The organism is Photobacterium indicum, from assembly GCF_003026215.1.
GTDB lineage: Bacteria > Pseudomonadota > Gammaproteobacteria > Enterobacterales > Vibrionaceae > Photobacterium > Photobacterium indicum.
This window is the reverse complement of sequence record NZ_PYOC01000005.1, coordinates 120,660-140,325: the sequence shown is the minus strand read 5'-3', so window position 1 is coordinate 140,325 and position 19,666 is coordinate 120,660. Positions and strand designations below refer to the sequence as shown.

The following is a 19,666-nucleotide window of genomic DNA, read 5'->3' as shown; positions in this document are numbered from 1 at the left end:
AGCTATACGGGAACCTTAACGTCTTTTTTTAAAGTTTGCTCGATATTAACCACCGCATATCCTATCGCCTGATAAATATACATTTTTGTGATTTCAATATTGCTTGAGGAAATTGTTTTGATAAGCGACTCAAAACCATCTTGCTCTTTGATAAAAGCTCCAGATGCAATAATAAGCCTGCAAAATTCTACGTCCGTATCGACCGCTTTTGTCCATGACATATAGAAGTCTTCCGGTGATGAGTAGTTCAATCGCATTTGAATTCTACTTGCAATCTGAGGTCGTATCTCTGACATCAAATCACTTTTCAATTTAAAGTGAGAGTTAATACCAGAGCGACTAATATCTGCTTTTTTTGCCAATATAGAAAAGGTTAGATTTTCTGACCCTTGATTTACGACAATATCAAGCGCGGCCTCAATAATTCTTTTCCGTGTCTGTAGTGCAACCTTCTGGCTTACTCTAGGCATTTTCTTTCCGCATACTGCTTGTAAAATATAGGCATATACTGACACTTGCATAGAATGCTAGTCAAATGTTCTTTTTAGAGGTTTCCGACCCTTATTTATCTTTACATACGCCTTTAAGTGATTGCACGTGACGCTTATAAAACTCGCCAGCAGCCTTATTTTTAAAGGAATGATGTCGATTTCAAATAAAAACATAATTGAGTAATAGTATAGATGGTAGTTGAAGATTATCGTTTTTTTGTCTGCTATTTACCCCGTTCAATTTAGTTCACTAGTTTAACTCGTCACGATTAAGTGCACTTTCCAACTTATCAACCTTTAGACCTTTAGACCTTTAGGCCACTAAGAATTGAGGGTGCCACTTTTTATTGATTTAGAGACAAAGAAATAGTTCTATAGCAGGTTGAAGATTATTGCGGTAATCAGCTCTTTCGCAGTATTGGTAAGAACTGATAAAACGATCATCTATTAATGTCGCCTTATGATGTTCAGGGGATAAATCTGTAGGCATAAATACTCTAACTTTCATTTCATATCGGCGTTGGTTAATAGAATCAATGTATCTCTGATCCATAGGGTTGATACCACATTTACGCTTTCTTGCTTCAACAGGTTCATCCATCATGAAATCATATTCTTCAGGAAATAGCTCAAGGTGCAAATACGGAATCATTGGTCGCTTTCTCGTGCTTCATCTTTATTGACACTGTTTTGAACTAAGTCGCAAAAGAACTCTTTTACAAAGTCCTCGCAATGAGGATTGATATAGGACTTACCCGATAGATTCCTGAAAGCGGCAATAAAATCACGTAGGCCTACATCAAGTTGCTGCCATGCCTCTTCAAAGCTACTGTACTGATCAATCATTCCGGTGTGGTTTAAAGAAAAATCAATAACAATATTCTCAGTGTTAGAATCTAACCCACATAATAATGCCTTTAGGTGCACTCGCGCTCGCTCGTCGTTTACGTCAAGCTGGGGTTTACTGTCCAAATCATCACCAACAAAAAAATTAACGTATTGTTCCATAACTCTTGCCTCGTAACTTATGAGCTTTATCACCCACGATCCCATAACCAGCTCCTAGCGAGATAGCTAAAACTAATGCTACTTTCATTTGTCTTGGCTTATTGATTTCTCTCTTAACGGGTACGTGAATAATGCTTGTGCGCTTAAATTGACCAATATTACGCGGCTAATACTAACAATGAATCAATCACAAATAAAGTATAGTGACCTTTATTTGCAATTAATCCATTGCAACTTCGAAGTTCCTGACTTGCTGGAACATTCGACGTGTCGCCTCTTATACCAATTCCATTAATAATTTGACCGTTCCAGTGGTGTTCCCTTTAGGCGAGTTTAAAATACTTTATACTGCGTTAATTAATTTCAATTTAGAGCAAAGGGATTCTCAATTCATCTCCTTGCCTAAAAACATTTTAACTCTCACTGAACTGAGCAAGTGATTATGAATTTGATATTAGTATATGCTGTACATACCTTTACGCGTGCCCGTTTTGTTAGTTTCAATAACATTAGGAGTGGTAATGTTATTCTTAAGGGAATTCATCTTGAGCGGGACTATTCGCTGCTGAGCTTCTTTTTCGCTAACTTGCTCCAGGCCTGCACCGCCTACAAACACACCGATTTTAATATATTGGTTTATATAATAATTCTTACCTGACTCCATTTGTAGGTAAATATGATTTTCACTGAATTCGCTTTCAGTTGATACGGTGTGATTACCCGCAGAGACAGCTTTATAGAAAAACGTCGAGGGAGCTGTTTCACCTAGTGCTTCACCATCAAACCACACTGTCTTCTTCAATGCCTGGCCAACAAATGAATCACGGAAAATGTACAGTCCGGCTTTATCAGTTAAAACTTCGAATGTTTTCGCCTTATCACTTTCTTCTTGTGAAGCCGTAGGAACCGTTGCGCAGCCAGACATTGTTAATGTGGTAACTATAGCGATGGCAACCACTGCTTTTTTCATATTCATGGTAATTCTCTGTGTAGTATTATTTGTTTCAATAGAGCTATTATGCAGTGATACAGCCACAATATAAAGGGCACCGTCCGCAATGTGATTTCATTAAAACCACCTTCGAGAGCAATTTACACGTATAAAATCATGTTATTTCTAGCGGTATCAAAGTACTTAAGTCTTACTTTAAGTAATTCGATTAACACGTCGTAATTGGTCGATATTTTAGCGCGGTAGAAAGCTGGAAGCATGTAGGCAATGCTAATTGGTTACGCAGGAGCATTCTAAATAATTTTAATTTGGCTAATAAAAGGATTTAGAGATTAATCGATAAGTGGGTACTTTCACCAAACAGCAGATGCAAAAAAGCCCCAGCATTTCTGCTGAGGCTTCGTTGTGTTGGCGGAGCGGACGGGACTCGAACCCGCGACCCCCGGCGTGACAGGCCGGTATTCTAACCAACTGAACTACCGCTCCAATTCTGTATGATATTCGAAGTAAATCAAACATCTAGAATATGGCGGAGAGATAGGGATTTGAACCCTAGAAGGGCTATAAACCCTTGCCGGTTTTCAAGACCGGTGCTTTCGACCACTCAGCCATCTCTCCAGTGCGGTGAATAATACGCATCGGAGATTCGACTGTAAACCCTAAATTGCATCGAGTGCTTATTTTTTGACCTAAATCGTCATGTTTTTTTATTTCTAATGAAATCAGTAGCAAACAGATGATATTTATTAACCGACATGCTCATTATTCATCATAATCGCAGTCAGATTTACGTGTTAAAGAATCGCTTTCCATGATGATTTCATAGAGCTGCCATTAATGGATACAATCAGATTATTTATACAAAAGGTAAGATAGCGGTTAATAGAGTGGCTCAGAATGTCGTTATCGATGTTAAAAAAAGAAAATAAACCCATAAATGTCGAGTATTCAGACAAAAGACAACAAGATGACACTAGCCTACATACCCTGCTAACTGGTAAAATTCGGACCATCAAAGCCCCAAACACTGATTAAGAGAGTGATTCCTCATGGGAAGAAAATTCGAAGTACGCAAATTGTCGATGGCAAAAACGGCTGGCGCAAAGATCAAGGTTTACTCAAAATACGGTAAAGAGATCTACGTCTGTGCTAAGAACGGTAGTCTAGACCCAGACAGCAACCTTTCACTCAAGCGCTTGATCGAAAAAGCAAAAAAAGATCAGGTGCCAAGCCATGTCATCGAGAAAGCGATCGATAAGGCCAAAGGTGGTGCCGGTGAAGATTTTGCTACTGCGCGCTACGAAGGTTTTGGACCAGGTAACTGCATGGTTATCGTTGACTGTCTAACAGACAACAACAACCGTACTTTCATGGATGTTCGCCAAGCGTTTGTTAAGAACCATGCGAAAATCGGTGGACCAGGTACTGTTGGTCACATGTTCGAACACCAAGCTGTATTCCAGTTCGCTGGTGACGACGAAGATATGGTTCTTGAAAACCTAATGATGGAAGATGTTGATGTAAGTGACATCGAATGCGAAGACGGCATTATTACCGTTTATGCTCCTCATACAGAATTCTTCAAAGTGAAAAATGCACTTGCAGCAACAATGCCAGATGTAGCTGTCGACGTTGAAGAAATTTCTTTTGTTCCTCAAACAATGACTGAAATCAGCGGTGACGACGTAGCTGCATTCGAAAAATTCTTAGACGTGTTAAATGACTGTGATGACGTACAGAACATTTACCACAATGCGGAAATTGCTGAATAATCCATTTTATTCATTGCATTTAAAAGCCCTGAATCATTGCTGATTCAGGGCTTTTTGTTTTCTGGGCCCAATACTTTTTTTGCTCGTCGTTATTCATTAATCATAATCGAGACTGGTTGCTTCAATAGTTGAGCAGGAATAACTGATAACCATCCATTGCTACGGGCATAATCAATCAGTGACGCACGATTAGTGACACCAAATATGGCAAACCGGACGATTAGATTAGCAATTTGCTTTTCTACCGCTTTGGGTGTGCGGTGGATCATCAACGCAATTTGCTTTGTCTGGCGACCACGTAACAACCAAAACAATACAATTTCCTGAGAAGGTGTAAGTTGCATTTCCCCCAGCCGTACAGAACTAAATGATTTATGGGATTTGTCAAACGTCATGATTTCAGCAAAAGCTTCGACACAAATCAGTTCTTTAAGATTAACTGCATTAAATTGCACTCCCCACGTTTCACCGTTAATGACAACTGGTCTCTTATTGAATGAAAATGCATCGTAACCATGCGCATAGTTATGAATGTCTATGGTGCTAACTGTCTTATTACTTAGCATTACATGTCTATCTTGTTGGGCAAAGATGGATGCAAATTGGGCTGTGTCACATGGTAGGTCACAATCAAATAGCCCCTCTATCTCCTTCGGAGCATTCACCAACTGTCGATAGGCTTCATTCGCAAAAACAAATTGCCCACCTTTAGATTTAAGGCCTGCTGGAGTCGGGGTTGTGTCTAGCATGTGAATTAGGACGGATAAGTATGTAGTTTGATCTAAATTCACGCTAGCTATTTTAGCAAATAGTCATGCTAAAAAAGTAGTAGAAATTACCCTTTTAGACGTTATTTAAATAAAGCCAACTCCACTATAAAGTTGGCATACTTATCTGCATAGGGGGGGAGATAAGGTTAAATCGTCGCTAACACACCATTAATTTCTGTTTCAATATTATCGGATTGAGTACCAAAAATAGCTTGTAGGTTATCGCCAATCACCAACACATCATGGGCACCTAGCTGTTTAAGCTTTACAATGTCTACCTCATTGATATCTTTTACTGTCACTCTTAATCGTGTAATACACGGATTTAATATCCAGAAAAGCAGTAATCGCAAAGGCAATCCCGATTAAAAACACATGAATCTCATACAGTACTGGAGCAACAAATAAGAAAGTAAATTATGACCTATTAACACAACTTGTATTAGATATACCGGTTGCCTATGGCTGTGTCGCAAACCGGAGTGCTAGTGAACCTCATCACTCAGCTGCGACACAATCCTAACGATAACTTTCAGATATCAAGCCTACACCTTCAAGTTAATGATGAGCATTAAACCCAACATAAGTTCATCATGTTTGAGGGTTATTTACTTTCCTGCCAAGGCCCCCATTGGTCCTTTCCAGGTTCTTCATTCGTATTCCACCATTTTGCTAAGAATCGAAGATTGTTATACGAGACTTCATCACCTTTTAAATATACTTTACTTGCATTCCATTGCTCTAATATAGGTTTAGGTACCTCTCCTATTTGAAGCAACTTAATTGCAGCGTCGGCATCAGCCAACCCAGAGCCACAACCTATACATTGGTTTGGATTCGGAAATTGGCGTGAAGACTGCTTAATAATTTTTTCTACTTTCTCTGGGGTGATCAGAGGATCCGCTTGGTATAATAGAGCGGCAAGCCCTGCGACATGAGGAGCTGCCATGCTTGTTCCTTGATAATACGCATACCCCTCTGTTGTCGGCTGTTTTTGACCATTGTTAATGGTAGACAGAATCGCCGCTGTTTTCCCAAGTTGAGTGTATTCACCTCCGGGAGCTGCTATATCAACCACATCACCAAAATTTGAATAATAAGAACGGCTACCGACATTATTGACCGCTGCGACAGTAATAACATTAGCACAACTGGCAGGAGTGTAATTATAGGCATTACGATTACTATTTCCTGCCGCTACTACAATCGTAGAACCATTTGATCGAGCAAGGTCAATTGCATTTTGAGTCGTACGAGAGCAGCTACCTTGACCACCTAAAGACATATTAATCACCTGTGCAGGATTACGATTAATATTCGCCCCAGGTACATCGCCACCTGATGCCCAGATGATTCCATCAGCGATATCAGAAGTATATCCACCACAGCGCCCTAGCACTCTAACTGGAACAACTTTTGCGTCATATGCGACCCCAGCAATCCCTTTACTATTATTGGCAACAGCAGCAATTGTTCCAGCAACATGAGTACCATGCCACGATGAATTACGTGCTGGTGAATTCTGTTTACACTGATTTTTTAGTACCCAATCACCAGGATCAGACGCATCATTATCACGACCATCGCCATCATTTCCCATCATTGGATCTGTAATAAAATCCCAACCTGGTAGCATATTTGATTCTAGATCAGAATGAAGCGCGTAACCCGTATCAACCACCGCGACTGTCGTACTTTTACCACTGTATTTTGGCCAAACTGCCGCAACATTTATTCCAGCATAATGTTTACCAACTCCCCATAGTTCAGAAATACGAGTGTCATTTGGCATTTCTAATGGGTGTAGTATCAAATCTGGCTCAGCATACTCTACCTGAGGATCGCCTTCTAAACTGTTTAGAATCAAGTCCAACTCTTCACTATTTTTCCACTCATCAAGTTCGTAAACTTCTTCTCCGGTTGAAAGAGTACGAATATATTTACTCTTACTTCCTGTCGCTGAACTTAATACTGCTGCGGTATCTAGTTGCCTAAATTCTTGCATGTCAATATTTAACACATCACGTTTAACGGGTTTATACTTGATAATCACTCGGTTGGTTTCAATGAAATTATTATTTTCTTCATCAACTTGATTTGCCAAAGCACAGTTAAAGCTCAATGCTGTAACTATCCCTAAACACATGAATGAACGTTGAATATGCTTCATTTATTATTCCTTCTTTATTATTGACGCTTATGGGTTACGGCACTTAATAACATGAAGTATGACGAGCAAACTCATTTCACTGAGATGCCAATAAGAACCTTGTATCATATAAAATTCTTATGCGCACAACCTTATCTCATTCGTACGATCAATAGTTCTTTGGAAGGAAATAATTAATACTTATTGCATTAATTATCTGACCATTCAGGGTGCCACTGGGAGTCGAGGTCAAGAATAGTGCTTGATAGAAGAGTGGTTCTCTTTTGAAATCGCTAGACACAAAAGCTGGCTTCCAGTGGTGTTTCCTTTGGGAGAGTTTAAAATACTTTTATACTGCGTTAATAAATTTCAATTTAGATCAACTAGATCCTCAATTTATCTCCTTGCCTAAAAGCATTTTAACTCTCACTGAACTGAGCAGATAATTAATGGATTTGGTATAAGCTTTGGCCGATTGGAATAAAACACTGTTTACTTCCATACTAATCCCTGTATTATCCCCGCCATAAATTGACGAAAGCGGAAAATTGCTATTATTTCATCGGTATTTGTTGGTTATAGCGGTGCTTTATTAAGTGTGATTTTCGGAGGTACTATGAAAGACGATATGATCACCCTAACACCAGAGACCGCAGATCAGTTAAGGAAAGATTTTAAGGTGACCAAGCAGTATCTAGGTAAGCCGCAAGTTACTATCAATATAAGCGCTGAAAATTTAACTCTTTTAACCACTGGCATCTTCAGCTTCTTATCGTTCTTAATCATGTTTTTTCTGATTGCTGAAACAATAAAGTCTTTTAACGGTAAAGCTTAAAGCTTAGTAGCCCTCGTCATAGAACAAGGGCAAGATGTCACAATAGAATAATGTAAGATGGGGTATAGCAAGAAAGTTACCTTATTTCGCTATTTACCTCGTATTTTCTGCACAGTAGTAACCACAGCCAGCACAATTACACCTGCCACTACCCCGACTATGCCGTTAAACAAAGTGGGGGCTATCACATCTGCAGTAGGAATAGTCGCAACCGATTCAGTAATAGCATGCACAAGATCGTGAGAGTTCGGTACGCTATGAACAACAATACCTCCCCCGACTAAGAACATCGCTATCGTGCCAACCACTGCTAAAAATTTCATTAAATAAGGGGCTGCATTCACCAAAAAAGTGCCAAATGCACGCTTGGTGGTTTTTTCTTCACTGTGTTCCACTAAATACAAACCTGCATCGTCCAATTTCACAATGCCCGCCACCAGCCCATAAACTCCCGCCGTCATTACCACTGCAATCAAACTGACCACCAGTAATTGGGTGGGAAATGGGTGGGTTTGTACTGTACCTAAAGCAATAACAATAATTTCAGCAGACAAAATAAAATCTGTGCGTATTGCCCCTTTTATTTTTTCTTGCTCAAACGCAACTAAATCAATATTTTCATCTTCCCGTTGCTCTGGTGTTTCTGATTCCTCTTTACCGTGTAAGAACTTATGAGTGATCTTCTCTACACCTTCAAAACACAAAAATAATCCACCGAGTAAAAGCATTGGGGTAATTAGCCAAGGAGCAACAGCACTGATTAATAATGCCGCGGGGACTAAAATTAGCTTATTTTTAAATGACCCTTTTGCAACAGCCCACACCACAGGGATTTCACGTTCAGCCCGTACACCTGAGACCTGCTGTGCATTCAAAGCTAGATCATCACCAAGTACTCCTGCCGTTTTGCGTGCAGCAACTTTTGTCATCAAAGCAACGTCATCTAAAACGGTTGCAATATCGTCAAGTAGGGTCAATAAACTCGCACCAGCCACTGGGTTTCTCCTTTTAAAAATTACGCTGGAATAAATCATATTCTCTTTCCAGCATAGACCTTGATTCAGGGTATTCTCGCTGAAAAAAGCAACTTTGGCATATACGCTTCTGACAAGAAACTCATACAAACAACAACCCAAAGAATACTTGTTATCACTTTATCAATATATTCCTGACAGAACTTTCACCTAAAATATAGTTATCTCTCGCATCGTATTAGAGTGTTTGGTTGCTATATTTGAATAACAAACGAAAAGATGCATATTATCTGTATCAATATAGCTGCGATATATAGTAAATTCGACTGTAGCAATACTATTACATTGGTACGTATGTCCAACTTAGCAGACAAAGTTTAATCGAGCATCGTTTTTAACGATACTTATTATAAAAGAATAACGGACAAGCATGACCAAAATTAATTTTGACGATTTAATAAAATCCCTTTATGGCTCTTTGATTGATCCTGATGGATTTAAGCCTTTTTTATCAAAACTCATAGAACAATGTAATTTCCGCTCTGGTGCTTTAATCATGGCGAATATGGAGACAAGAGATGTAAATGTCATCTGGATGGAAGGTCTCGAACTAGAAAACCTTCAATTATTCATGGAGCGTTTAGATCGTAAAGATCCACTAATAGAAGAGCTAGTGAAAGCAGCACCAGGATCGCTAATCATCGCAGGAGATGCAACACGAGAAGTCGCTAGAATTAATGAACCCGAGTTCTATCGAGATTGGATTTGCAACCTCGATATTCATTATGCAGCAGGTGCTGTATTAACCATTGAAGGCAGTTGGGTTAGCCAAATGGTGTTTCAACGGCGTCAGGATCAAGGTATGTTCTTACCTGATGAAATGGATATGCTGAAACAGCTTATTCCCCATATGCAACATGCTATGCACCTGCATCATCTAAAGGTAGATCAAGATAAACAACGTTTACTTTCACAGCTTTTATTTGATCAAATACAGCAGCCTGTCATTCTGTTAGATAACGCCAATAATGTTTGCCACTGTAACCAAAAAGCAAATGCTTTTTTATCTAAAAGCATGCCACTAAAAATTATAAATAGAAAACTTCACAGTATTAAAGCGAATGAAAATACCGAGATGGATCTGGCTATTAATGCGTGTAGAACAAGTAAAAGCACACAAACAGTCCATATTAAAACGATAGATAACCACGTATTGGCACTTACTTTTGCTCCTTTGGTTAAAGAGAATAACAGCATTGAAAATGGTGTCGCTATTTTCATTTACAATAGTGAACAAGCACCTAACCTTGATTTACAAATATTGCGTGATTTATTTAATTTATCGGACAAAGAAGGAAAAGTCTGTTGTGAATTAGTCAATGGACGATCTCCCGCTGAAATTGCTGATTTACACTACCTCTCATACGAGACAGTTAGAACCTATATTAAGCGCATAATGAAAAAAACGCAGACTAGCCGACAAAACGAACTGGTTGCCAAATTAATGTCCAGCCCTGCTTTTTACCCTATCACTTCACCTTCAAAGGTATAAATAAAGTGTAAGCTAGTCTACAAAAGCACCTTAGTGTCCCCAAATGGGGACATTTATTTACTGCTAATTCAATTAATCTACAGCATATAAATTGAGTGGCTTAAATTAGTCTCTATTTGACGTCTCATTAATATTCAAACAACGTAACCTGGCTAGGTGGTTGATTTATTTGATATTGATTTATGACGATACATAAACTTAATGAATACGAAGAAAAGAAGCTAATACCATCTCAACATTTTTTAGTGACACCCGATAATTTCGCACGAGCCATGATTGGTGCGGATTTTATGGCCACGTAAAGTGGCCTTTTTTTATACTTTAATACAATTGGCTACCGTTTGTAATGCCTGCTGAGTCCGTTCATTCCACGGATATGAGCAATTAATTCGCATACAGTTTTTATACCTATCATCGCTCGCAAATAATGACCCAGGTGCAATACTGATGTTATGCACATCTAATAATCGTTGAAGTAAATCAGACGTATTAATATGCTTTGGCAACACTACCCATAAAAAATATCCCCCTTCTGGTCGGGTAACCTGTGTTTCACATGGGAAATATTGTTCAATCGCATCTAACATTTGTTGTTGTCGTGCTTTCAACTGGCGTCTTAATCGTCGTAAATGAATATCATAACCACCATGTAAGACATATTGTGCGAGTGCTAACTGATTAGGTACCGCAGTAGATAAGGTCGACATTAACTGAAGCTGTTCAATCTGCTTGGCATATTGCCCCGCCACTACCCAGCCCACTCGAAAACCTGGGGCTAAGCATTTAGAAAATGACCCACAATGCAAAACCATTCTTCTATTGTCGTAGGCTTTAATCGGTGTTGGTTTCGACTCTGAAAAATATAGCTCGTTATACACATCATCTTCAATGAGCGGAATCGTGTGTTTCATCAGCAAGTTATTAATCGCGATCTTATTTTCATCTGGCATCGAAGCCCCTAGCGGGTTTTGATATTTACTCATCAACCAGCAGGCTTTAATGTCGTGTGCTTTGATTGCAGCTTCTAATGCATTAACTGAGATGCCCGTTCGAGGGTGTGTCGCTATTTCTACAGCTTTTAAACGTAACCGTTCTACTGCTTGTAGAGCACCATAAAAAGCAGGCGATTCAATCGCCACAGTATCACCAGGTTGCGTTACTGCCATCAAACTCAATCCTAATGACTCCATGGCACCAGAGGTGATCACAATGTCATTGATTGATACATCAATACAATCTCGAATGTAACGTTTGGCAATCGCACGACGTAACGCGATATTACCCGGCGGCAAATCTGTCACTGTACTCTGTGCTGGCATTGTTTTCATGGTTTGTGCCAATGCACGACCAAGTTGTTTAAGAGGAAATAAATCAGGGTCCGGAAAAGCCGATCCAAATGGCATCACGTCAGGACGCTTACAAGCCGTTAGTACATCAAAGATATGCGCGTTTATTTTAATTGAGCGATTCACAACTTGAGGCATCATTTGCTGTGGTTCAGCTAAACGATTTAAATGGGCAGTAACAAAGTAACCTGATTTAGGTTTGGCATAAATCCACCCTTCTGTTTCTAACAACTCATAGGCTTTAAGCACCGTCATAGGGCTAATACTGTGTTTCTTACTCATGACTCGAATGGAAGGGATACGATCGCCAGGCAACCAAATTCGCTGTTCTATTTGCTGTTGTATTTCTGTTGCTACAGCATGGTAGCGAGTCTGTTGGGGTGCCATTATCCATCAACCTTAACGAATAGAAATATTATCTTGTCTGCAGTGAGTATACCCAAGCTACCTATTCAAGTTAATGTCATGTTGTTTAAATCGCGACTTACTAAGGCTTATTTGAACACAGCTAAAACACTTGCAGGGTAATACAACCAGCAGATTTACAGGCTGTAACAGTTGTAGCAATATGAAAATTAGGTAGGAATTGTACTATTACTGTCTATGATTTCAGCAAATAGCCTCTCACCTTCCAGCAGAGGCTACAAAAATCTTTAAACATGGTAACGAGCAATACTTAATCCATCAGGATCAATATCCGGTGTTACACCACTGATAACATCAGCGAGCAATCGTGCAGAGCCACAAGCCATTGTCCAGCCTAACGTGCCATGTCCAGTGTTGGTGAATAAATTAGAAAAGGGGGTTTTGCCAATAATCGGCGTACCATCGGGAGTCATTGGACGCAGCCCTGTCCAGTATTCCGCCTTGCTCATATCACCACCATTTGGAAATAAATCTTGCACCACCATAGCGATAGTCGCTTTGCGTTGCTCACTTAAATCTAAATCATAACCAGCAAGCTCTGCGGTTCCTGCTACACGAATACGTTGCTCAAAGCGTGTCATCGCCACTTTATAGGTCTCATCCATTACTGTTGAAACGGGCGCTTGTGTCTCGTCGGTTACCGGTATCGTTAATGAATAGCCTTTTACTGGATAAACAGGAGTAGCTAACCCCAATGGTGAGAGCAACGAAGAAGAATACGAGCCCATTGCCATTACGTACGCATCGGCCTTCAATTCCCCCATGCTGGTTGATACAGAGTTAATCTTATCTTGCGTCTGGTTTAGCTTCTGTACGTCAACATTGAAATGAAACTTCACGCCAGCCTTTATCGCGAGTTCAGTAAGTTGCTGGCAAAACTGATAACAATCACCCGTTTCATCATCGGGTAGTCTCAACCCGCCGACAATTTTATCTTTTACATTTTCTAAACCCGGTTCGGCTGCAATACAACCTGCCACGTTTAGTTCCTCATACCGTGTTCCACTTTCTGCTAATACTTGAATATCTTTTGCAACGGCTTCTATTTGTGCTGCATTTCTAAATACTTGTAATGTACCTTGCTGACGCCCTTCATAATTGATCGGCTGATGCTTTCTCAGATCAATTAAACAGTCACGGCTATAATTCGCCACGCGTAACATGCGCGCTTTATTAATTTGGTAACGTTCTTGATTGCAGTTCGCCAGCATTTTCGATGCCCATACATACAAATCGGGCGACAAACTTGGTTTAATTTTTAAAGGTGCGTGCTTTTGCGCTAGCCATTTTAATGCCTTAACCGGAATACCAGGTGCTGCCCATGGTGATGAATACCCGTACGATATTTGCCCTGCATTCGCAAAGCTCGTTTCTTCTGCACTTTTTGACTGGCGATCAATAACGGTAACATCATGACCCGCCTCAGCAAGATACCAAGCGGACGTTAACCCAATCACACCACAACCTAATACGATCACTTCCATACATACTGACTTTATTGATAAAAAATAATACGTAAAGAATGTGCGATTTACATTTGCTTAACAATCGATAAATATTAATATCAGTGTTTAGTATTTCTAAAGGCTGGTCAAATAAGCATGATTCGATTAAAAGGTAATGTGTTAGCAGGGTTAGCAACATTTGAAACAGTCGCGCGTTTTGGTAGCTTTACACAAGCCGCCGAGCACCTACATATTACGACAGGTGCGATCAGCCAACAAATCAGTCATTTAGAACAAGAGCTAAGCTTTGTGCTGTTTGAAAGACACTCTCGAGGCGTTCGTTTAACCACTGAAGGTAACCAGTTGTACTACGTGGTAAACCAAAGTTTGACCGATATTAGAGATGTGATTAATCAAATCCAAAAAGCGCATCATGCTGAAGGTGAAATACACCTTAAACTGACCCCCTCATTTGCTTTTAAGTGGTTAGTACCTCGCCTTCACGATTTCTATACTCAATACCCCGAGATTAAAATACATACCTTCGCTGAAGGGGCACTTGTCGATCACAGCGATACCAATTTTGATTTAGCGATTGATTATGGGCAAACCCCCTATCTACCGACACGTAATAAAAGCCAGGTATCGTTATTAATGGCAGAAAAACTCCTCCCCGTGATGAGCCCTGATTACATGAAAAAGTTTGACTGGAATAACCCACAAGATACAAGTCAAAACATCTGGGAGAAGGTCAGATTACTTCACGATGCAATGCCATGGCAACATGCCACTAAAGATGATGAATGGCGTTTTTGGTTTAAAGAAAATGGATTAACACCACTCAACGTAGATATCGGTCTTCAGCATGGGCATTATTTTAATCGTACCGACATGGCGATGGCTGCCGCAGCAGCAGGGTTAGGGGTTGCTTTAGCTCGCTGTGCACTTGTAGAAGAAGACTTTTCGAAAGGCAGCCTAGTTTCACCTTTCGAGCCTTTGGATGCCAAAGCGGGTTATTACTTAATACAGCACCATTACTCACCTGCCATTGAATGCTTTAAAGCATGGTTAAGACAGCAAATTAATTCCTCTAATGCATAAAAAGAAACGTAACAGGCACAAGTAGCATATGAAAGTGATTAAAATACTAACTATCACTTTCACCATTATCTTTCCAACAAGAAATACTTCACTTAACGATAAAACTTTTTTATTTGCAAAGGTGATTCATCAATTGTTTAATCCACCCAACACTTACTAAGTACGTTATCAGACATAAAACCTTTACGTGCTTATATTTCGATAAATAACACTAGGAATACCGTCGCTAATACTGCCCAGCGAGCTACACATCTACGATCTTTCTTTTAAATCCGTGTATTACCAAGGTTGTCAGCTAATCATTTATGCTGCACAAAACGGTGTCTGCTCTAAACAGATTGACGAAGTTGAATGTATTTTCAACGCCTTGGCCTATTTGCTGTGACCCCACAGTAATCGTCGTTATCATCAAAAGAGTGATGTGAGAATGAGTAATTGGTCAATTCATGATGCGCGTGAAATGTATAACACGCCTTACTGGAGCCAAGGTTACTTCGATATTAATGCGCAAGGTTCTGTTGTAGCTTGCCCTGATAAAAATGACCCAACGAATGCTATTGATCTATCTAAATTAGCAGATGAATTAATTGCAGCAGGTGCTTCATTACCTGTACTGGTTCGATTCCCTGATATTCTGCAAAATCGCGTAGACAGCCTTTGCAGCGCATTCAACCAGTCGATCGAATCTTATGATTATCAAAATAGTTATCTTGCTGTTTATCCGATTAAAGTAAATCAGCAGCAAGCCGTTGTTAGTGAAATACTAAAAAGCCAATACGCCAAACAGCAACGCCAACTGGGCTTGGAAGCAGGCAGTAAGCCAGAACTAATGGCCGTATTAGCCATGGCACAAGAAGCCAGTTCTGTGATTGTTTGTAATGGCTATAAAGACCGCGAATATATTCGTCTTGCGCTTATTGGTGAAAAGCTTGGGCACGAAGTGTATATCGTGCTTGAAAAAATGTCTGAACTAAACATTATTCTAGAAGAAGCGAAACAATTGGGTGTTACTCCTCGTTTAGGCTTGCGTGCGCGTTTAGCATCACAAGGTAAAGGAAAGTGGCAATCAAGTGGCGGTGAAAAGTCTAAATTCGGCTTATGTGCTTCACAAGTCTTAACCGTAATCGACTTATTACGTGAACGCGATATGTTAGGGTGCCTGCAATTATTGCACTTCCACCTTGGCTCTCAGCTTGCCAACATTCGTGACGTAAGAAATGGCGTTGGTGAAGCAGGTCGTATCTATGCCGAGCTCAAAAAAATGGGTGTGGGTATTACAACGGTCGATGTAGGCGGTGGTTTAGCAATTGACTACGAGGGTACACGTAGCCAAAGCAGCTGCTCGATGAATTACAGCCTGAGTGAATATGCTAATAATGTGGTTTACACCTTAGGCGATGTTTGTATCGAATACGATATTGCGATGCCGCGAATTATTTCAGAATCGGGACGAAACTTAACAGCCCATCATGCGGTACTAATTACCGATGTGATTGGTGTTGAAGGGTATAAAGCGGAAGATATCTCTGCACCTGCCGACGACGCACCACAGATTTTGCATAACATGTGGCGCTCTTGGAAAGAGCTGTCAGAATCGACAAGTCACCGCTCGTTAGTGGAAATTTTCCACGATAGCCAAAGTGATTTATCTGAAGTGCATGCATCTTTCAGCATGGGGTTAATTAACTTCATCGATCGCGCTTGGGCAGAGCGAGTAAGCTTACGCCTGTGCTATCAATTAGAAAAACTATTATCAGCCAAGAACCGTGCACATCGTCCTTTATTAGATGAATTACATGAACGCTTAGCCGATAAATTATTTGTGAATTTTTCGCTTTTTCAATCATTACCTGATGCTTGGGGAATCGATCAGGTTTTCCCTGTATTACCTTTATCGCAATTGGATAAAGCACCTGAAAGTCGCGCAGTTATTTTAGATATCACCTGTGATTCTGATGGTGCTATCGATCAATATGTTGAAGGCCAAGGCATTGAAAGTACGTTAGCCGTACCAAAATGGGATGATGAAAATCCCTATCGTGTCGGGTTCTTTTTAGTCGGTGCATATCAAGAAATTCTAGGCGATATGCATAATTTATTTGGTGACACTGATACAGCAGTTGTACGATGTGATGGCGCTGGTCACTACGAAATCGAACACATTGAACGCGGTGATTCAGTCGGTGATGTATTACGCTATGTACATTTAGATGCTCGTGAATTCTTACGTCAGTATGAACTAATGGCAAAGGCGAACCTGCCTGAATCTGAGCACGCAGATATCCTTGGTGAATTGGCTGAAGGGCTAAACGGATATACCTACTTAGAAGATATGCGTAACAACAAATAGTCGTTACTCAATATCGTATTTTAATATCATGCTTTAACACTGAGATAGTCAGTCGTTATACCAATCTGGATAAGTAAATGGTCATAAATTTGCGTAGGGAAAATCGGTAAGAACAAGGCAGAAATTGAAATAACTAGTCGTTCTAATTATAAAATTTCTAACGTAGTTATTATCGATTTTAACCAGCAATAATGATCAGATACTTATTTAGGTTGGTATTATAATATCGGCTGGCTATCTCGGCATTGCCTGGAGACAACGATGGCAACAATTGCTAATTATGCCGACTACTCATTATATTCCAATGCTTTTGGGTTCTTACGGCAGCCACTAAATTTTACACCACAGCAATCTGATGCTGATGTGATCATTACAGGAGTGCCTTTCGACCTTGCTACAACAGGACGCTCAGGTAGCCGAATGGGCCCAGGGGCGATTCGTCAAGCCTCTGTCAATCTGGCATGGGAAGGAAAGCGCTGGCCGTGGACATTCAATTTAAACAAAGCCATTAAAATTGAAGATTGTGGTGATTTAGTTTTTGATTGTGGTGACCCAGCTCAAATGAGTGAACGGCTTGAAGCACATGCCGATAGCTTAATCCAGCAAGGGAAAAGCTTACTGAGTTTTGGTGGCGATCACTTCGTTACTTTGCCTTTATTACGCGCACATGCAAAAAAATACGGTGAAATGGCATTAATCCATTTTGATGCCCATACCGATACTTACGATATGGGCAGCAAGTATGATCACGGTACAATGTTTTACCATGCACCGAATGAAGGGTTAATCGATCCTACACACTCTGTTCAAATCGGTATTCGAACTGAACACAGCCATACACTGGGTTTTAATGTTATTGATGCTGCCAGTGCTAATGACCGCACGGTAGAATCCATTATTCAGCAAATCAAAGAAACAGTCGGTACACGCCCTGTTTACCTTACCTTTGATATTGACTGTTTAGATCCCGCTTACGCTCCGGGTACTGGTACACCAGTATGTGGCGGATTAAGTACTGATAAAGTACTGAAGATACTAAGAGGTCTTGTCGGTATTAATTTAATCGGAATGGATGTGGTGGAAGTAGCGCCAGCCTATGATCACGCAGAAATAACCGCGCTTGCTGCGGCAACCATTGCTACTGATTTATTGCACCTTTGGGCAAGTAATCAAACCAAGAACTAACAATCACTTCTGCGGGGAAGTCACCACTTCCCTGCTAATTAGCTCGATCAGTATTATCCTTTAAGGAGTCCGATTTCACGGATATGAGGGATATGCAGATCAATCTCGATACAATCATCTTTGAATTATGTGCCATAGTAATAAGTACTGCGATATTAGGCACTGCATTTCTCTACGCCCGACAGCCGATTATTCTAGCTTATATTGCCGCGGGTATGCTAATTGGACCTCATGGGCTTGAGTGGATTCACAATGCTGAAAATGTGAGTCAAATCGGACACCTTGGCGTCATTTTGCTGCTTTTCTTACTCGGACTTAATCTTCAACCCAGAAAGTTAATTCGCCTATTTAAAGAAAGTGCCATGGTGACATTAGGCACGTGTAGTTTTTTCTTTTTATGTACTTTGGGTTTTGGTTTAGCTATTCAGCTCGCTCTTCATGATGCACTCGTTGCTGCAGCTGCCCTCATGTTTTCCAGCACGGTTATTGGATTAAAATTAATTCCGACCACAACGCTGCATCACAAACGAATGGGGGAGATCATGACCAGTATCTTGCTAGTACAAGATATTCTCGCCATCACGGTTATTTTATTCCTCAATGTTGATAGCAACAACGGCATGATGCTCGCATTTAGCATGCTCTTACTAAAATTTAGTCTGATGTGTATTTGCGCTTATTTAGGAGTGAGATATGTTGTTCTACCCTTATTTAGCCGATTTGATTTTATCCAAGAATACAGTTTTGTAACTACACTCGCGTGGTGTTTACTGTGGGCTGAAACGGGGCATCAAGTTGGGTTATCTTATGAAAGCGGGGCATTCATTGCAGGGTTATCTATTGCTGTAAGCCGGGTGTCTCAAGCTATTTCTATTCACTTAAAACCTCTTCGTGAGTTTTTTCTGATTCTATTTTTCTTTTCCATTGGTGCGCGTATGAACTTAACCACGGCTAATATCTACACGTTATGGGGATGTTTATTTGGCGGAATGTTAATAGTAATTAAAGCATGGGGATTTCGATTCGCCCTGCTCGTCGCAAAAGAAAAACCTAGCATGAATAAAGAACTAAGCGCTCGATTGAGCCAAGCCAGCGAATTTTCATTATTATTGGCTTATTCCGCCATGACTGCTGAACTCGTTTCACAAGAAGGAATAATGTTTATACAAGCCGCAACACTGAGTACGTTTGTAATTTCAACCTATTGGGTTGTTAAATATTACCCTACCCCAATTTCGATGATCAAAAATCTACGGCAAGATTAACTTTGAGGCAAAATATAAAAATCCCCGAAGCATCAGATGCGTTCA

Annotated in this window: 16 protein-coding genes, 2 tRNA genes and 1 pseudogene; 7 read left to right on the top strand and 12 right to left on the bottom strand. The window is 40.2% G+C overall.

All coding sequences use genetic code 11. The features are described from left to right. Positions 1-2: 2 nt before the first annotated feature. The 6 genes from C9J47_RS15165 to C9J47_RS15140 all read right to left on the bottom strand — a co-directional run bounded on the left by C9J47_RS15165 (position 3) and on the right by C9J47_RS15140 (position 3,069). Entirely contained in the window at positions 3-470 is a 468-nt protein-coding gene (locus tag C9J47_RS15165; protein WP_170107518.1) for a TetR/AcrR family transcriptional regulator, read from the bottom strand. A gap of 373 nt (positions 471-843) precedes the next feature. Further along, complete coding sequence (locus C9J47_RS15160; protein ID WP_107254266.1) at positions 844-1,143, bottom strand: hypothetical protein; 300 nt, start codon at positions 1,141-1,143, stop codon at positions 844-846. Then, a complete protein-coding gene (locus C9J47_RS15155; RefSeq protein ID WP_146150851.1) occupies positions 1,140-1,499 on the bottom strand; it encodes a hypothetical protein in 360 nt (119 codons plus the stop codon). The genes C9J47_RS15160 and C9J47_RS15155 overlap by 4 nt, the downstream gene beginning before the upstream one ends. Positions 1,500-1,953: 454 nt before the next feature. Further along, positions 1,954-2,475 carry a DUF2846 domain-containing protein gene (locus C9J47_RS15150; protein WP_342749869.1) on the bottom strand — a complete coding sequence of 174 codons (522 nt, stop codon included), beginning with the start codon at positions 2,473-2,475 and terminating at the stop codon, positions 1,954-1,956. Positions 2,476-2,860: 385 nt separating this feature from the next. Further along, a tRNA-Asp gene (locus tag C9J47_RS15145) sits at positions 2,861-2,937 on the bottom strand. A 41-nt stretch (positions 2,938-2,978) separates the two neighbouring features. Further along, positions 2,979-3,069: transfer RNA gene (locus tag C9J47_RS15140), tRNA-Ser, on the bottom strand. Positions 3,070-3,500: 431 nt separating this feature from the next. Here C9J47_RS15140 and C9J47_RS15135 point away from each other — a divergent pair. Then, a complete protein-coding gene (locus tag C9J47_RS15135; RefSeq protein WP_107254264.1) occupies positions 3,501-4,223 on the top strand; it encodes a YebC/PmpR family DNA-binding transcriptional regulator in 723 nt (240 codons plus the stop codon). Between the two features lie 89 nt (positions 4,224-4,312). Here C9J47_RS15135 and C9J47_RS15130 read toward each other — a convergent pair whose 3' ends face one another. From C9J47_RS15130 to C9J47_RS15120, 3 genes and pseudogenes are all read right to left on the bottom strand, one after another. After that, complete coding sequence (locus C9J47_RS15130; RefSeq protein ID WP_006229051.1) at positions 4,313-4,972, bottom strand: PAS and helix-turn-helix domain-containing protein; 660 nt, start codon at positions 4,970-4,972, stop codon at positions 4,313-4,315. A 167-nt stretch (positions 4,973-5,139) separates the two neighbouring features. Beyond that, positions 5,140-5,410, bottom strand: a pseudogene (locus C9J47_RS15125) (hypothetical protein); the annotation flags it as partial. 187 nt (positions 5,411-5,597) lie between these two features. Continuing rightward, on the bottom strand, positions 5,598-7,163 hold the full coding sequence (locus C9J47_RS15120) for a S8 family serine peptidase (protein ID WP_107254263.1): 1,566 nt from the start codon (positions 7,161-7,163) through the stop codon (positions 5,598-5,600). 595 nt (positions 7,164-7,758) lie between these two features. On the opposite strand from C9J47_RS15120, the gene C9J47_RS15115 reads away from it, so the two are divergent. Continuing rightward, a complete protein-coding gene (locus C9J47_RS15115; protein WP_107254262.1) occupies positions 7,759-7,977 on the top strand; it encodes a hypothetical protein in 219 nt (72 codons plus the stop codon). Positions 7,978-8,066: 89 nt separating this feature from the next. On the opposite strand, the gene C9J47_RS15110 is transcribed toward C9J47_RS15115, so the two are convergent. Then, a complete protein-coding gene (locus tag C9J47_RS15110; protein WP_107254261.1) occupies positions 8,067-8,972 on the bottom strand; it encodes a DUF808 domain-containing protein in 906 nt (301 codons plus the stop codon). A 409-nt stretch (positions 8,973-9,381) separates the two neighbouring features. Here C9J47_RS15110 and C9J47_RS15105 point away from each other — a divergent pair, with 409 nt between their 5' ends. Next, positions 9,382-10,503, top strand: a complete 1,122-nt coding sequence (locus C9J47_RS15105) for a helix-turn-helix transcriptional regulator (protein ID WP_107254260.1) — start codon at positions 9,382-9,384, stop codon at positions 10,501-10,503. 314 nt (positions 10,504-10,817) lie between these two features. Here C9J47_RS15105 and C9J47_RS15100 read toward each other — a convergent pair whose 3' ends face one another. Together C9J47_RS15100 and C9J47_RS15095 are read right to left on the bottom strand one after the other, a co-directional pair. Beyond that, positions 10,818-12,236 carry an aminotransferase-like domain-containing protein gene (locus C9J47_RS15100; protein ID WP_107254259.1) on the bottom strand — a complete coding sequence of 473 codons (1,419 nt, stop codon included), beginning with the start codon at positions 12,234-12,236 and terminating at the stop codon, positions 10,818-10,820. A gap of 266 nt (positions 12,237-12,502) precedes the next feature. Then, on the bottom strand, positions 12,503-13,759 hold the full coding sequence (locus C9J47_RS15095) for a D-amino acid dehydrogenase (protein ID WP_107254258.1): 1,257 nt from the start codon (positions 13,757-13,759) through the stop codon (positions 12,503-12,505). 117 nt (positions 13,760-13,876) lie between these two features. Here C9J47_RS15095 and C9J47_RS15090 point away from each other — a divergent pair, with 117 nt between their 5' ends. The 4 genes from C9J47_RS15090 (at position 13,877) to C9J47_RS15075 (ending at position 19,621) form a co-directional block, all read left to right on the top strand. Then, positions 13,877-14,821, top strand: coding sequence for a LysR substrate-binding domain-containing protein (locus C9J47_RS15090; protein ID WP_107254257.1), 945 nt, complete (start codon positions 13,877-13,879; stop codon positions 14,819-14,821). 427 nt (positions 14,822-15,248) lie between these two features. Next, on the top strand, positions 15,249-17,171 hold the full coding sequence (gene speA / locus C9J47_RS15085; protein ID WP_107254256.1) for a biosynthetic arginine decarboxylase: 1,923 nt from the start codon (positions 15,249-15,251) through the stop codon (positions 17,169-17,171). A 261-nt stretch (positions 17,172-17,432) separates the two neighbouring features. Then, positions 17,433-18,356: an agmatinase gene (gene speB / locus C9J47_RS15080; protein WP_107254255.1), complete on the top strand. Its 924-nt coding sequence runs from the start codon at positions 17,433-17,435 to the stop codon at positions 18,354-18,356. A gap of 92 nt (positions 18,357-18,448) precedes the next feature. Then, the gene (locus tag C9J47_RS15075; RefSeq protein WP_107254254.1) at positions 18,449-19,621 is read left to right on the top strand and encodes a cation:proton antiporter; all 1,173 of its coding nucleotides are present in this window, start codon (positions 18,449-18,451) and stop codon (positions 19,619-19,621) included. Positions 19,622-19,666 lie beyond the last annotated feature (45 nt).

Excerpts from the sequence above, each read along its gene's own strand:
- C9J47_RS15165 (WP_170107518.1), bottom strand. The coding sequence starts at position 470 with ATGCCTAGAGTAAGCCAGAAGGTTGCACTACAGACACGGAAAAGAATT.
- C9J47_RS15160 (WP_107254266.1), bottom strand. The coding sequence starts at position 1,143 with ATGATTCCGTATTTGCACCTTGAGCTATTTCCTGAAGAATATGATTTC.
- C9J47_RS15155 (WP_146150851.1), bottom strand. The coding sequence starts at position 1,499 with ATGGAACAATACGTTAATTTTTTTGTTGGTGATGATTTGGACAGTAAA.
- C9J47_RS15150 (WP_342749869.1), bottom strand. The coding sequence starts at position 2,475 with ATGAATATGAAAAAAGCAGTGGTTGCCATCGCTATAGTTACCACATTA.
- C9J47_RS15135 (WP_107254264.1), top strand. The coding sequence starts at position 3,501 with ATGGGAAGAAAATTCGAAGTACGCAAATTGTCGATGGCAAAAACGGCT.
- C9J47_RS15130 (WP_006229051.1), bottom strand. The coding sequence starts at position 4,972 with ATGCTAGACACAACCCCGACTCCAGCAGGCCTTAAATCTAAAGGTGGG.
- C9J47_RS15120 (WP_107254263.1), bottom strand. The coding sequence starts at position 7,163 with ATGAAGCATATTCAACGTTCATTCATGTGTTTAGGGATAGTTACAGCA.
- C9J47_RS15115 (WP_107254262.1), top strand. The coding sequence starts at position 7,759 with ATGAAAGACGATATGATCACCCTAACACCAGAGACCGCAGATCAGTTA.
- C9J47_RS15105 (WP_107254260.1), top strand. The coding sequence starts at position 9,382 with ATGACCAAAATTAATTTTGACGATTTAATAAAATCCCTTTATGGCTCT.
- C9J47_RS15100 (WP_107254259.1), bottom strand. The coding sequence starts at position 12,236 with ATGGCACCCCAACAGACTCGCTACCATGCTGTAGCAACAGAAATACAA.
- C9J47_RS15095 (WP_107254258.1), bottom strand. The coding sequence starts at position 13,759 with ATGGAAGTGATCGTATTAGGTTGTGGTGTGATTGGGTTAACGTCCGCT.
- C9J47_RS15090 (WP_107254257.1), top strand. The coding sequence starts at position 13,877 with ATGATTCGATTAAAAGGTAATGTGTTAGCAGGGTTAGCAACATTTGAA.
- speA (WP_107254256.1), top strand. The coding sequence starts at position 15,249 with ATGAGTAATTGGTCAATTCATGATGCGCGTGAAATGTATAACACGCCT.
- speB (WP_107254255.1), top strand. The coding sequence starts at position 17,433 with ATGGCAACAATTGCTAATTATGCCGACTACTCATTATATTCCAATGCT.
- C9J47_RS15075 (WP_107254254.1), top strand. The coding sequence starts at position 18,449 with ATGCAGATCAATCTCGATACAATCATCTTTGAATTATGTGCCATAGTA.